The following is a 13,513-nucleotide window of genomic DNA, read 5'->3' as shown; positions in this document are numbered from 1 at the left end:
AGTCCCCCTGGACAGCACTCGACATTACCTCGCTCAGCGAGATATTTTCTGCCAAGATACTCGGTGATCGAGACATCTGCCAGGGAGGAGGCGCTCGTATGACCGACGGGGACGGCGCGGAGCCGGGGACCGTGATCGTGCACCTGCTGCGCGCGACGACGGCCGAACTGGCGCTGCACACCGCCCGGTTCGCCGATCGCCACGGCATGCACGCAACGGACGTGCGGGCCCTGATCGCGCTGATGGACGCGGCCCGGGCGGACGAGGAGATGACCGCCGGGCGGCTCGGGGCGGCGCTGGGGCTGAACTCGGCCGGGACGACCGCGGTGATCGACCGGCTGGAACGGGGCGGGCACGTGCGGCGGGTGCGGGGGCGCGGGGACCGCAGGACGGTGGTCGTCGAGGTGGAGGAGCGGGCCGTCGAACTGGGCCGGGCCCACTTCGGGCCGCTGATCCAGCGGGTGGCGGAGCTGTTCGAGGGTTACGACGAGCGGGAGCGGGCGGCGATCCGGGGTTTCCTTGAGGCCGTACGGGAGACAGCCGCTGCGGAGGCCGACTGAGCGGCGGGGCCCGTACCTCCGGGTAGCGTCTTGTCGAGTCGTACGCATTCGGTTTTCCACGCCCCGGTGGCCGATGAGAACGGATGGTTCCCGGTCGTGCTGTTCTCACCCGGGTCGGGCGGAACCCGCACGCAGAACACCGCCTGGGCGGAGGAACTGGCCAGTCACGGCTATGTGATCGCCGCCCTGGACCACCCGTACGACTCCGCCGCCGTCGTCCTCACCGACGGCCGAACGAGTCACACCGAGACCGTCTCCACCGGCGGCCGGGACAAGGACGACAAGCTGGCGGTCGGCCGGACGGCGGTTCGGGCAGCCGCCCTCAGATTCGTCCGACCTCAGATTCGTCCTCACCCAGCTGGACCGTCTGGGCCGAGGTGAGACCCGCGACCCGCTGACCGGACGCCTGGACACCAGCCGAGTCGCGGTGACCGGCCGCTCCATGGGTGGTGACGCCGCCTTGCAAGCGGCCCGGCAGGACCACCGGTTCGACCGTCGCGGTACTGGACTTGAGGGCCTTCACGAGACGGGGAAGCAGCCCGGGTCGGTTGCGGGGGTGATGGCCTGGGTGAGGCTACCGGCTCACGATTCCCGGCGCCGCACACCTCGCCTTCATGGACGGCCCCTGTACCTGCCGCCCGTGTCCTCGACAGTCGGCTCCATAAGCCGCACCGAGAGCCCGCACGTGGTCGCCACGACGCCTTCCTGGACACCACCCTGCGGCACAAACCAGGTGATCTCACTGACGTTCTCTCGGCTTACGGCGACCTCAGCGTCTACCCACCGGGCAACTACCGCTGGTCAGCTTGCCGTGGCGGCCGACGGCACGTCCGTGCCCCGCCCGCCGAACCACCGGCGTCCAGTGGTGGGGAGGTGCGGCCCGGCCCGGCACTGGCCCCAGCGTTCGCCGCGCTGCCGGTCCGCCGGCCTCGTCGGCCTCCAGTCCGGATCGACCGCCGCGCCTCGGCCGTCCGGCCGGGTCGCCTCACAGACCTGGAATGTAGGGCGCGATGCCCACGATGAAGATGTCGCGGTGTCCGTTGTCGGCATGGTCCGCGAGGTGGACGGGGGCGACGTAGTGGCTGACACTGTGGTCGTGTACGCCATATCCGTCCAGCGGCTCGCTCAGGACGAAGCGGGCGTGGATGTCCCCCGGGGCCACGTCACCTGGTTGCCGGCCGGCGCAGTCCGGGGTGGCGATGACGTTCTCCCCGCCGGTGATGCCACGGCGGTCGATCAGGTGGGCGAACGTGCACAGGGCCGGGGAACCACCGTCCTGGTGCAGACAGTTGGGTGAGGACACGGCCACATGCGCCCTGTCCTGAACTGCCAGCCTGATCATATGGACGGCGAGGTAGACGGGTGCTGTGCGCAGTTGGTCCAGCCAGAGTGCTTCGACAAGATCAGCGCGGATGATCGCCCGCACCAGCCGGTTGTCCTGCAACGCCGGGGTGAGGTCGGGCAGTTTCCGCCGGGCGTCGGGGAACTCCGGATTGTGCTCGTCCTGCCAGAACTCCGAGACGGTGCCGTACTCGTCGTCGGGCGTGCCGGGGACGAAGGACAACTCGTCGGTCCACGGCAGGTAGACGGCGTGCGAGTAGCGACGAAACCGGTTGGACTCCGGTGCGTGCGGATCCCGGGGCAGGCTTTCGAAGGCGTCAGCGAGCTGGGCTAGTTCCCCTTCCAGCTCTACCCTGTCGATCCCGAGGTCCGCAGCTCCCAAACGGGCATAGCCGTCGCGGCGCAGTTTTCCCGTGCCGGGGAGCTCGGCAGCGCCGAGGCGTCTGTCGGCCGACTGAGAGCTCGGAGTGGGTCGGGGGGAAGCGGATCCGGTGGTGCCGGATCGGGAGAACGGGTGGGGGGCGCCGTCCACAGGGTCCTCCAAACGTGGTGCCGGGTCGGGTCGGTCGGTTGCTGCGTATCGTTTCCGCCCCCTCCTAGTCTGCTGTCCGTGTACCGCCCTCGTGACCGCCCCGGACCGGGCCGTCGCCGGGAAGCATCCGGGGCCGGGAAGCATCCGGGGTCTTGCGCCGCTTCGGTGGCGGATGGACTCAGCCGGTGTCCGGCTCGCGGCGCACTGGGTACGTTCATGCCGTGGGTGGTGTCCGGTCGGGGGGTGGGGCGGGACCGGAGCGGTCCGGGGAGTGCAGGATGGGCTGTCCCCCTTTCCGGCCTGTGTGGCAAGGCTCTGGGCCGGCGGCGGATACGATCAGGTCGTCCACGACGTGCTGGAGACCGCCGAGACGGTACGCGGCACGCTGGCGGTGGGCACCTGAACCGCGGGTGGCGAGTCGGTCGAAAAAGGCGCTGACCTTGGCAGTGTCACCCAGTTCGTCGAGAGCTTCACGGATGTGGTGCAGTAGCCGGCCCGCGCGTTCGGGTGCGGGCAGCATCGTCCCGGACAGCGCGTCCAGACCGCGCCCCGACCAGCCGTCCCGGGTGCTGTACCAGTAGGCGCCGCGCAGCAACTCGCTGGTGGACCGGGGGCCGGGGTCGCCTCGTTCCACCAGGCGGGCGGACGTTACGACCAGGGCGCGGACCACGGCCGCCACCGCCACGGAGTCGGCTGGGTCGGGGGGCACATCCATGCACCGCACTTCCAGGGTCGGCAGCCGTGGGTGCGAGCGGATGTCCCAGAACGGGAGGTCGGCGAAGGACATCGCGCCTGCTTCGGCCATCGCCGCGGCGGTACGTCGGTAGTCGTCGAAGGACTCGGCATACGGAGGTGGTCCCAGGCTCGGGATGCGCAGGCGGAGCACGGAGCGCCAACTCGCGTACCCGGTGTCACGTCCATCGTAGTAGGGGGAGTTCGCAGTCATCTCGATCAGAAGAGGCAGCCAGGGGCGGAGATGGTTGCCGACCTGGGTCGCCACGTCGCGGTCCGGGAGGAACACGTGGACGTGCAAGGCGCAGAGCGCGAAGTCGTCCATCAGCGACCGGTACAGATCCACACCGGCCCGGTACCGGGGATGATCACCCACCGGTGCGCTGGTGCCGCCGATCACCGGAGTCCCGGAGGGGCAGATCCGTAGGCCCTCCTCGACCGCACAGGCCGCGACCACCGCGCGCAGTCGCACGAGCTGGGCGTGCAGCTCGTCCGTGTCCGTGCACGGCGGGGTACGGATTTCGACCTGCAGGTCGGTGAACTCACCCGCGACCAGGTCCCCGAGTTCCGAGGCGGCCCGGGCAGCCACCAGCGGACCGGCGCCCACCACGGCGCCCGTGTCAGGGCGCACGAGGAAGAACTCCTCTTCCACACCAACGGTTGGCGCCCCTCGCCCAGACCGCCGGCGACCCGGCGGCGCACCGGGAGCAGCCGCGCTTTCACCGTCCACAAACCCACGCTACGTCGCTGCCCGTCGCGTGACCTCGTGTGAGGGGCCGTTCTGGTGAACGGGGCGGTCGGGCGGACTGGAAGGCGCGGTCAGGAAGGCCCGGGCCACGCCCCGGGCGGCGCCCAGGGGCGGCGGACACGGCGACGCGACCGCTCGTCCTCGATACCTACAGAACTCCCCCGCATCCCCGATTGTCGCAGGTCACGGCGCCTAGGCGAGCGGTGCGACCGGAACGGTGGCGCCGAACGCGGCCCTCTGCAACGCCGTGATGCGTTCGATGACGATCCCCAGGAGCACGGCCGCCGCGATCATGAGCGCCTCCGCCACCATGAGGAGGGCCATCGACCCCGGAGCCGCCCGGCCCGCCACCACCAGCACCACCGCGTGTGTGACCCAGGCGGCCCACCAGAGGTTCACCAGCGTCGTGTCCCGCTTCTGCCTCCACGACACGGAGCTCGCTCGCCCGATGTCCAGAACGAACCGGCGCGGAACGAAGAAGTTGACCACCGGTATGAACCAGGCGCCGATTACCCAGCCCCAACCCGGTACCGAGGCCCGAGGGTCCAGCTCCTGGGCGTTGCGTCTGGCCCAGGTGAGCCACAAGAGAAACGACAGGATCGCAAGAGTCATCAGATAGAGGAAGATCGTGGAGAGGAATCCCGACTTGTGCAGGGATGCATCCGTGGGGTGCAGGTAGTGATCCCGGACCGCCCCCGCGCGGAACACGTCCGCCACGGCGGCTGCCACTATCGCACCCTGTGAGCAACGGGCAAGGATCCAGGGGGTTCTGCGAGCGGTACCTGTCATCGTCCTCAACCTGTTTCGGAGACGTGTGCGGCCACAGCGGAGGCCGAGGCGGAGTGATCATAGGCTCTGGTTCGCCGCGTGCGTGTGCGACCATCAGGCGGCGCCGGGATCCCGAGACCCCCGTTCGCGTCAACACCCCGGGCGTCTGGAGGCGGCCCTGGACGGCCCTCTCGTCCTCTCACCGCCGCGCTCGCGATCGTCATCGCGCTGCGGGCGACGGCCCTGCCGCGCTCGACAACTTGCCGCACCTCTCTGGGAGCCGCGGATCACTCCGTCCTGCACCGGGCGCAGAAGCACTGGTGGATGACGAACCCGGCGTCTCTGGTGTCCCTGTCGTCCTACCAAGTCTTGCCACGCTTCGTGAACGGCCCGGACTGCCAGTGCGCGGCCACTCCCGGAGTGACCGGTGCCGCACCCCTCGAAACCGCCGCAGCACAGGCAGGGTGGGCCTGGGATCGCAGGCGATGGCCAGTCGTCTACGGCCCTTGGGGCGCCTCGTGCCACAGCTTGTCCGCCGGGAGCATGTTGATGTGTTCGTGGGTTACCACGCGTTCGGACTGCAGGAATCCGACGACGCCTGCCTTGATCTGGAGTTCCCGGACGAGTTCGACTTCGGTGCGTTCCTGAGCACCCATCCCGGACGCTTGGACATCACCAGCGCCGGACACACCCACACCGCCTCTGTCACCGTCGAGGTATGGGACGGACCCGCGCCCGTGATGCATGGCCCCCTGTCGTGGCGGGAGCGGCCCGGGCCGCTCCCGCCTTGGCGTGGCCAGCCCCCCCCCCCCCCCCCCCCCCACGACGCGGAACAGCCGATGATCTCGGCAGATCCGTCACCACCTGCACAGCTCCTGCGGACGAGGCAGGCGCGGCGACTTCATCCTCAGGGGTCCTGCCCGGCCCCGGCCGGGAGGTGCCGTCGGCCGAAAGGGCCACGGCCGACGGCTTGGGGTCAGTGGCCGCCGCTCGGGGGCTCGCATCCGGTGCCGTCGGGGTAGCCGCCGAAGGCGTCCGCCTTTGTGAAGTCCCTGCTCATCGTGCCCTCCACACACCAGGGAGAGGTGCCGATGTCGACGAGGAAGCCCACTGCGGCGGCCCCGTCCTGATACGCCCGCACCTTGTCCGCGGAGTAACCGAGGCCGGTGAGCGCGACCCGGACGCTGTCAGGGGTGAAGTCGCCGCGCCGGCGCAGTGGTGCGAGCGCCGTCTCGATGCGCCCGACGGCGGCGAGTCCGTCGCATCTGCTCTTGCCGTGGAGCGGCAGGGGGTCTCTGAAGCCGTGGTTCTCGGCGTAGTGGTCGGTCGGCGGCACGGCCGAGCCGGAGGTGGGGGCGGTCGTGGGAGGCGTCGGCCGGGGGCTCTCTCCGGGGCAGCGGTAGTCCTGCGCAGTATTCGGTGTCGATATCCCGGTCGGTGTCGGGTGCGTGCGCCGGTACGCCTCGACGGGGTTATCCGCCCGCTGTGTCCCGCATCCCGTCGCCAGCAACGCCACCGCTGCCCACGACAGCGTCCCGAGCCCGGCTTTCGTCATCCTCGATGTCGTCATGCCCTGATCCTTCACCACGGCCTCGATCGGGGCGGGCGGCGGGGGCGGAGACGTAGTCGAGGAGGACGTCGACGAGGCGGGCTGCGGGGAAGCTCCGGCGGGCTCACCGCCTCCGGTGCCGCACGCTGCTCACAGAACGCTCCCGGCGTCCCCGGCAGCGCCGAGAGCAACGGCGCCTTCGGTTCTCAGGTCCGCCTCGCCGACTTCGACCGCGTCCGCAAGGCAGACCTCGCTGTCGGCCCGGTGTCCGGCGCGTCAGCGTGGCACGGGGCCGCCGGCGTGTCTGCCCGGGGCCTCACGTCGTGACCCGCGGCCGGTGGCCCCGCCGCGGGAGCGGTAGACGACGTAGGGACGGGTCGCGTAGCCGACCGGCACGGCGAAGGCGTGGACGAGGCGGCTGAACGGCCACAGCGCGAACAGGGCCATGGCGAGCAGGGCGTGCAGCTGGTAGACGAGCGGTGCGTGGGCCATGGCCGGCACGTCGGGGTCGAGGGCGAACAGGCTGCGGAACCAGACCGCGACGCCGAGCCGGTAGTCGTAGGGGTTGGTCGCCGACGACGCGGTCGCGGTGAGGCCGGCCAGTAGCACGAGGGTCAGGAGCGGGTAGGTCACCTTGTCGCTGCGGCTGGTCGCGCGGCGTACGGCCGGGACGCTCAACCGGCGGTACAGCAGCAGCGCGAGCCCGGCGACTGCCGCGACGCCCGCGGTGCCGCCCATGGTCAGGGCCACCGCGTGGTACTGCTCCTCGCTGATCCTCAGCCGCCGGGTAAGGGCCTCGGGGACGAGCAGGCCCATGACGTGACCGCCGATGACGAGGAACAGCGCGTAGTGGAAGAGCGGCGCGCCGATGCCCAGCAGCCGGGACTCGTGGAGCTGGCTGGAGCGGGTGGTGAAGCCGAAGCGGTCGTAGCGGTAACGCCAGGCGGTGCCCGTGACCATGGTGGCCAGGGCGAGGTAGGGCAACACGCCCCACAGTGCGATCTCCAGGTGGTTCATCAGCGGCGGGCTCCTTCGTCGGCCGGCGCGTGCCGCAGGGGGTACGGGACCGGGCCGGGGTTCGCTTGGGGAGGCGCGGGGGGCGGCGGCGCGGCGGGGAGGGTGGCGCGGACCGCGTCGATCACGTCGGCGTAGGGACTGCCGTGCGCGGTGAGGCCGCGGGCGAGGAGGTCGAGGGCGCCGCGGTGGTCGAGGAGCGCCGCCCGGCCGGCGTCCGGGCAGCGCGCGGCGAACTCCAGCAGGGCGGGCAGGTGGTCGGGGAGTTCGCCGTCGGCCGGCTCCCAACCGTGCTGGCGGTAGCGGGCCTTGAGCGCGGCGAGTGACGCGCCCCGGCGGCGGGTGTCGCCGTCGGTGTAGTGGGTCAGGTGGAGGGTCCGGCGGCGGCTGCGGTCGAAGGTGGTCACGTAGCGGGCGGCCAGGTCGAGCAGCGGGACGTCGGCGGTGCGGCGGCAGAAGCGCAGCAGCAGATCCGTCTCCGGGCCGGGCAGCGGAGCCAGCGCCTCGGCGACCCGGGCGCGCCGGTCCGGCCAGGTGCTGTCGGGGTAGTGCAGGAGCAGGGAGGCGGCCTGGTGGACCGCCCGGTGCAGGCTCACCGCGGCCCTGCCTTCCGGGCGGGGAAGAGTCCTGTGGGCCGGCCCCGCCCGTTCCAGTTGAGCAGGTTGACCCGTCCGCGCAGCGCGCCGTCCGTGCCGGCGCCCGCGGCCGCCGGGACCGGCGGGGCGTGGAAGGCCGCCGCTGCGTCGGCGCCGTACATGCCGGGGCCGCCGTCGTGGTCCAGGCTGCATCCCGCGTCGGCCCGGTCGTCCGGGTCGGCACCGGCGACGTACGTGGTGGGGACGACGTAGCGGTCCTCGTACTTGGCGATGGCCAGCAGCCGGTACATGGCTTCGAGGGAGCGCTCGTCCATGCCGACGGCGGCGGCGATGCCCGGGTCGCGGGCCTCGCCCAGGTTGATCCGGCGCATGTGTACGCGCATCGCCGCCAGCCGGCACAGCGCGGCCTCCACGGGGGCGGTGTCGCCGGCGGTGAACAGGCCCGCCAGGTACGCCAGCGGGATGCGCAGGGAGTCGATCGCGCCGAACAGCGCCGCCGGGTGCTCGCCGTCGTGTCCGTCGCGTGTGAGGGCCTCGACGACCGGGGACAGCGGGGGCACGTACCAGACCATCGGCATCGTGCGGTACTCCGGGTGCAGCGGCAACGCGATGCGGTAGGTGCTGATGAGGTCCCGGACCGGGGAGCGGCGGGCCGCCGTGATCCAGTCGTGCGGGATGCCGGACTCCTCGGCGGCGCGGACGACTTCGGGATCGTGGGGATCGAGGAAGCAGCCCAACTGCGCCTCGTACAGGTCGCGTTCGTGCGGTACGGCGGCGGCCTCGCCCACCTTGTCGGCGTCGTAGAGCATCACGCCGAGGTAGCGCAGCCGTCCGACGCAGGTCTCCGAGCAGACGGTCGGCTCGCCCGCCTCGATGCGGGGGTAGCAGAAGGTACACTTCTCGGCCTTGCCGGTGGCGTGGTTGAAGTAGACCTTCTTGTACGGGCATCCGCTCACGCACATCCGCCAGCCCCGGCAGCGGTCCTGGTCCACCAGGACGATGCCGTCCTCGATCCGCTTGTACAGCGCTCCGGACGGACAGACCGCCACGCAGGACGGGTTGAGGCAGTGCTCGCAGATGCGGGGCAGGTGGAACATGAAAGCCTGCTCGTACTCCAGGCTGACCTGTTCGCTCATCTTGCGCAGCACGGGGTCGGCGGCGAGGTGTTCGGGGCCTCCGCCGAGGTCGTCGTCCCAGTTGGGTCCCCAGGTGACGGCGGTGGGGCGGCCGTCGATCAGAGAGCGGGGGCGGGCGGTGGGCAGGTCGTCGCCGAGCGGGGCGGCGATGAGGTTCTCGTAGTCGTACGTCCAGGGTTCGTAGTAGTCCTGGAGGGTGGGCAGTTCGGGGTTGGCGAAGAGGCGGGCGAGCCGGCGGGCGCGGCCCCCGGTGCGCGGGACGAGGCCGCCGCGGGCGCCGAGCCGCCAGCCGCCCTTCCACTTCTCCTGGTCCTCGTGCCCCCGGGGGTAGCCCTGGCCGGGGCGGGTCTCGACGTTGTTGAACCAGGCGTACTCGGTGCCCCGCCGGTTGGTCCAGGTCTGTTTGCAGGTGACGGAACAGGTGTGGCAGCCGATGCACTTGTCGAGGTTCATCACCATGGCCACCTGGCTCATGACACGCATGTCAGTACTGCACCTCCTGGGCGCGGCGGCGGATCACGGTGCGTGCGTCGCGCTGGTTCCCGGTGGGTCCGTAGTAGTTGGGGGCGAACGACAGCTGGGCGTAGCCGCCGATGAGGTGGGTGGGTTTGAGCAGGATGCGGGTGAGGGCGTTGTGGACGCCGCCGCGCCGGCCGGTGCTTTCGCTGCGGGGCACGTTCACCAGGCGTTCCTGCACGTGGTACATGAACACCGTGCCGGGCGGCATGCGGTGGGAGACCACGGCACGGGCGACGACGACGCCGTTGGGGTTGACCGCCTCCACCCAGTCGTTGTCGGCCGCGCCGATGGCCTCGGCGTCGGCGACGCTCATCCAGATCACCGGGCCGCCCCGGGCCAGGGTCTGCATGAGCAGGTTCTCCTGGTACTCGGAGTGGATCGACCACTTGGAGTGCGGGGTGAGGTAGCGGACGTCGACCTCCCGTTCGCCGGTGGCGGCCCGGGGGCTGAGGTCCAAAGGCGGCCGGTAGACGGGCAGTTGCTCGCCGAGCTCGGCGATCCAGTCGTGGTCCAGGTAGAAGTGCTGGCGTCCGGTGAGGGTGTGCCACGGCTTGCGGTGCTCGGTGTTGACGGTGAACGGCGCGTAGCGCCGGTCGGGGGCCTCCTTGCCGGACCACTCGTAACTGGTGCCGACCTGCACCGGCCGGTCCTGGGTGTCGGCGAAGACGACGCGGCGTTCGCGGGCGGCCTCGGCGAGGGCGTCGAAGCCGCTGCCCGGCCCGCAGCGCTCGGCGAGCCGCGCGAACCCCTCCGCGGCGAGGCGTCCGTTGGTGGTGCCGGACAGGGCGAGGATCGCTTCGCACAGCTTCACGTCGGTGTCCAGCAGCGGCCGTCCGCGGGCCGGCCCGGAGCCGGCCGTGCCGCAGCGGGCGGCCAGCCAGCGGCCTTCGGGCCCGGGCCGCACGGTGACTCCCTTGACCGTGATCCCGTGCTCCTCGGCCAGCGGTCCGAAGGCGGCGAGTTTCGCGGCGACGGCCGTGTAGTCGCGTTCGACCAGCGTGACCTGGGGGAGGTTGCGGCCCGGCACCGGCGCCCCGTCCGTACGCCAGTCCCGCACCGTGCCGCCGGGCTGTGCCGTCTCCCCGGGGGTGTCGTGCTGCTGGGGGGTGGCCACCAGGTCGTGGGCGGTGCCGAGCCGGCCGACGGCCAGTTCGCTGAACTTCGCGGCCAGCGCGTGGAAGATCTCGAAGTCGGTGCGGGCCTGCCAGGGCGGGCTGATCGCGGGCGAGAACGCGTGCACGTAGGGGTGCATGTCGGTGCTGGACAGGTCGTGCTTCTCGTACCAGGTGGCGGCGGGCAGCACCAGGTCGGCCATCAGTGTCGTCGCCGTCATCCGGAAGTCGAGGGCGAGCAGCAGGTCGAGCTTGCCGCGCGGCGCCTCCTCGTGCCAGGCGACCTCCCGCGGCCGGGCCCCGGGCGGCGCCTGTTCGGCGTGCGCGTTGTCGCTCGCGCCGAGCAGGTGGCGCAGGAAGAACTCGTTGCCCTTGGCGGACGAGCCGATCAGGTTGGCCCGCCACACGGTGAGGACGCGGGGCCAGTTGGCGGGGGCGTCCGGATCCTCGCAGGCGAACGACAGCTTGCCCGCCGCAAGTTGGGCGGCCACCCACTCGCCCGGCTCGTGCCCGCTGGCGTGCACCGCCCGGCCGAGGTCGAGCGGGTTGGCGGAGAAGGTGGGCGCCGAGGGCATCCAGCCGAGCCGCATGGACTGGGCCACCAGGTCGGCGGTGTGCCGTCCGGCGAAGAGGCCCTTTCCCGTGGGTGAGGCGAGCGCGTCGGCGGTGTGCGTGTCGTACCGCCACTGGTCGGTGTGCAGGTACCAGTACGGCGTCCCGGCCATCTGCCGGGAGGGACGCACCCAGTCGGCCGCCGACTGCAGTTGCTGCCAGCCGGCGTAGGGGCGCACCTTCTCCTGGCCGACGTAGTGCGCCCAGCCGCCGCCGTTGACACCCTGGCAGCCGGTGAGCAGCAGGAGGGTGAGGAAGGAGCGGTAGATGGTGTCGGAGTGGAACCAGTGGTTGGTGCCGGCTCCCATGACGATCATGCAGCGGCCACGGGTCTTCTCCGCGGTCTCGGCGAACTCGCGGGCGAGCCGCACCACGGCGCCGGCCGGCACGGAGGTGATCGACTCCTGCCAGGCGGGCGTGCCCGGCCGGCCGGCGTCGTGGTAGCCCTCGGCCCACTCCCCCGGCAGTCCGGCACGGCCGACCCCGTACCGGGCGAGCAGCAGGTCGAACACGGTGGTGACCCGGCGTCCGGCCACCTCCCGCACCGGCACCCCGCGCGTCACGGGCGGCCCGCCGTCGAAGCGGGGCAGCCGGAGGGGAACGGCGTCCCCGCCGGGCCGGTACACGGTGAGTTCCGGTTCGACCTCCCCCAGGTCGAGGTTCCAGCGCCCTTCGCCGTCCTTGGACCAGCGGTCGCCCAGGGTGCCGTTGGGAACGACCGGGCGTCCGGAGCCGGCGTCGAGCAGCACGGGTTTCCAGGCGGCGTACTCGTCGTCCCCGCCGGGTTCGAGCAGTGCCGCGGTGACGAACTTCCCCGGCAGGTACGATCCGTCCCGCTCCTCGATCTCGACCAGGAAGGGCAGGTCGGTGAAGCGGCGGACGTAGTCGGTGAAGTACGGCACCCGGCGCCGTACGTAGCACTCGTTGAGGATCACGTGTCCCATGGCCATGGCCAGGGCGCCGTCGGTGCCCGGGTGCGGGTGCAGCCATTCGTCGGCAAACTTGGTGGCGTCCGCGTAGTCGGGCGAGACGACGACGACCTTCTGGCCGCGGTAGCGGGCCTCGGCCATCCAGTGCGCGTCGGGCGTCCGCGTCACCGGGACGTTCGAGCCCCACAGCATCAGGTAGGCGGCGTCCCACCAGTCCCCGGACTCCGGTACGTCGGTCTGGTCGCCGAACACCTGGGGCGAGGCGATCGGCAGGTCGGCGTACCAGTCGTAGAAGGTGAGCATCGGCGCGCCGATCAGCGACATGAAGCGGGCGCCGACCGCGTGGGAGGCCATCGACATCGCCGGGATGGGCGAGAAACCGGCCACCCGGTCCGGCCCGTGCGCGGCGATGGTGTGCACGTGGGCGGCGGCGGCGATCTCCAGGGCCTCCTCCCAGCCCACGCGCACCAGGCCGCCCTTGCCGCGCGCGGACTGGTAGCGGCGCCGCTTGGCGGGGTCCGTGGTGACCTCGGCCCACGCGGCCACGGGATCGCCGAGCCGGTCGCGGGCCTCGCGGTACATCTCCAGCAGCACGCCGCGCACGTGCGGGTGGCGCACGCGCGTGGGCGAGTACGTGTACCAGGAGAAGGACGCGCCGCGCGGGCAGCCGCGCGGCTCGTACTCGGGCCGGTCGGGGCCCGTCGACGGATAGTCGGTCTCCTGGGTCTCCCAGGTGATCAGGCCGTCCTTGACGTACACCTTCCACGAGCACGAACCCGTGCAGTTGACTCCGTGGGTGGAACGGACGACCTTGTCGTGGGCCCATCGCTCCCGGTAGGGAGCGTCGTTGACGCCCTGGTCCGTACGGAAGACCGCCCGCAGGTCGGGCGTGGTCTCGGTGCGCCGCAGTATGGTCCCGGCCCGCAGCAGCTGATCGGCGGCCAGGGCCGCCGCTCGTTCCGCTTCCCGTCGGGCACCACGCCGTCGCACCGTCTTCACTCCCTTTGCGCAGTCGGTATTCCGCTCCCGCCAGCGTGCAGCATCGCGACACAGCGGAGTTACTTGACTACGGAGAGTTGAGACCCTCTATACGTTGTTTTCCTTGCACTTTGCAATAATTGCTATAGACATGTGCTTTTGCGGGGGCCGTGTTGGTCAGGTCGTTGCCGTCGCCGGTCGCCTCCCGCTCGGGCGCGGGCTGAAGGTCCGCTCGGCATGGTGTGCGGGCAGCGGCGCCGGCCGGAGTGTGGCTCGGGAAGCCCGTGGCGCACGGCGACGCAGGCCGGCGGCCCCGGGGGCGACGGGGCGGGGACTGGGGAACGACGGGGCGGGGGCCGGCGCCCCGGGCGCGGTCGGCGGCGAGCC

10 protein-coding genes and 1 pseudogene are annotated in these 13,513 nt (G+C 71.5%); 2 read left to right on the top strand and 9 right to left on the bottom strand.

The window, feature by feature from the left end; genetic code table 11:
- Positions 1-98: 98 nt before the first annotated feature.
- Complete coding sequence (locus ACZ7N4_RS32520) at positions 99-560, top strand: MarR family transcriptional regulator (RefSeq protein ID WP_471365657.1); 462 nt, start codon at positions 99-101, stop codon at positions 558-560.
- A gap of 36 nt (positions 561-596) precedes the next feature.
- Positions 597-1,358: pseudogene (locus tag ACZ7N4_RS32515) on the top strand (alpha/beta hydrolase family protein); the annotation flags it as partial.
- Positions 1,359-1,545: 187 nt separating this feature from the next.
- On the opposite strand, the gene ACZ7N4_RS32510 reads toward ACZ7N4_RS32515, so the two are convergent.
- The 9 genes from ACZ7N4_RS32510 to ACZ7N4_RS32470 form a co-directional block, all read right to left on the bottom strand.
- A complete protein-coding gene (locus ACZ7N4_RS32510; RefSeq protein WP_471365654.1) occupies positions 1,546-2,283 on the bottom strand; it encodes a 2OG-Fe dioxygenase family protein in 738 nt (245 codons plus the stop codon).
- 364 nt (positions 2,284-2,647) lie between these two features.
- Complete coding sequence (locus ACZ7N4_RS32505; protein ID WP_471365650.1) at positions 2,648-3,817, bottom strand: carboxylate-amine ligase; 1,170 nt, start codon at positions 3,815-3,817, stop codon at positions 2,648-2,650.
- 288 nt (positions 3,818-4,105) lie between these two features.
- Positions 4,106-4,630 carry a DUF4328 domain-containing protein gene (locus ACZ7N4_RS32500; RefSeq protein WP_471365646.1) on the bottom strand — a complete coding sequence of 175 codons (525 nt, stop codon included), beginning with the start codon at positions 4,628-4,630 and terminating at the stop codon, positions 4,106-4,108.
- A 548-nt stretch (positions 4,631-5,178) separates the two neighbouring features.
- Positions 5,179-5,337 carry a hypothetical protein gene (locus tag ACZ7N4_RS32495; protein ID WP_471365643.1) on the bottom strand — a complete coding sequence of 53 codons (159 nt, stop codon included), beginning with the start codon at positions 5,335-5,337 and terminating at the stop codon, positions 5,179-5,181.
- 320 nt (positions 5,338-5,657) lie between these two features.
- On the bottom strand, positions 5,658-6,251 hold the full coding sequence (locus tag ACZ7N4_RS32490; RefSeq protein WP_471365639.1) for a hypothetical protein: 594 nt from the start codon (positions 6,249-6,251) through the stop codon (positions 5,658-5,660).
- Positions 6,252-6,506: 255 nt separating this feature from the next.
- On the bottom strand, positions 6,507-7,247 hold the full coding sequence (gene narI, locus ACZ7N4_RS32485) for a respiratory nitrate reductase subunit gamma (protein WP_471365636.1): 741 nt from the start codon (positions 7,245-7,247) through the stop codon (positions 6,507-6,509).
- Entirely contained in the window at positions 7,247-7,840 is a 594-nt protein-coding gene (gene narJ / locus ACZ7N4_RS32480; protein ID WP_471365633.1) for a nitrate reductase molybdenum cofactor assembly chaperone, read from the bottom strand. The genes narI and narJ overlap by 1 nt, the downstream gene beginning before the upstream one ends.
- Positions 7,837-9,459 (bottom strand): nitrate reductase subunit beta, encoded by a 1,623-nt coding sequence (gene narH, locus ACZ7N4_RS32475; RefSeq protein WP_471365630.1) that lies wholly within the window; start codon positions 9,457-9,459, stop codon positions 7,837-7,839. Before narH ends, narJ begins: the two co-directional genes overlap by 4 nt.
- Position 9,460: 1 nt before the next feature.
- Positions 9,461-13,138, bottom strand: a complete 3,678-nt coding sequence (locus tag ACZ7N4_RS32470; RefSeq protein WP_471365627.1) for a nitrate reductase subunit alpha — start codon at positions 13,136-13,138, stop codon at positions 9,461-9,463.
- Positions 13,139-13,513: the final 375 nt, after the last annotated feature.

The organism is Streptomyces sp. NPDC107654 (assembly GCF_055639035.1).
Note: the sequence above shows the minus strand (reverse complement) of the source record. Positions and strands in the feature narration are given on the sequence as shown.

What these genes read in the sequence shown, in the direction of transcription:
- ACZ7N4_RS32490 (WP_471365639.1), bottom strand. Translation starts at nt 6,251, where the DNA reads ATGACGACATCGAGGATGACGAAAGCCGGGCTCGGGACGCTGTCGTGG.
- ACZ7N4_RS32520 (WP_471365657.1), top strand. Translation starts at nt 99, where the DNA reads ATGACCGACGGGGACGGCGCGGAGCCGGGGACCGTGATCGTGCACCTG.
- narH (WP_471365630.1), bottom strand. Translation starts at nt 9,459, where the DNA reads ATGCGTGTCATGAGCCAGGTGGCCATGGTGATGAACCTCGACAAGTGC.
- ACZ7N4_RS32495 (WP_471365643.1), bottom strand. Translation starts at nt 5,337, where the DNA reads ATGGGTGCTCAGGAACGCACCGAAGTCGAACTCGTCCGGGAACTCCAG.
- narI (WP_471365636.1), bottom strand. Translation starts at nt 7,247, where the DNA reads ATGAACCACCTGGAGATCGCACTGTGGGGCGTGTTGCCCTACCTCGCC.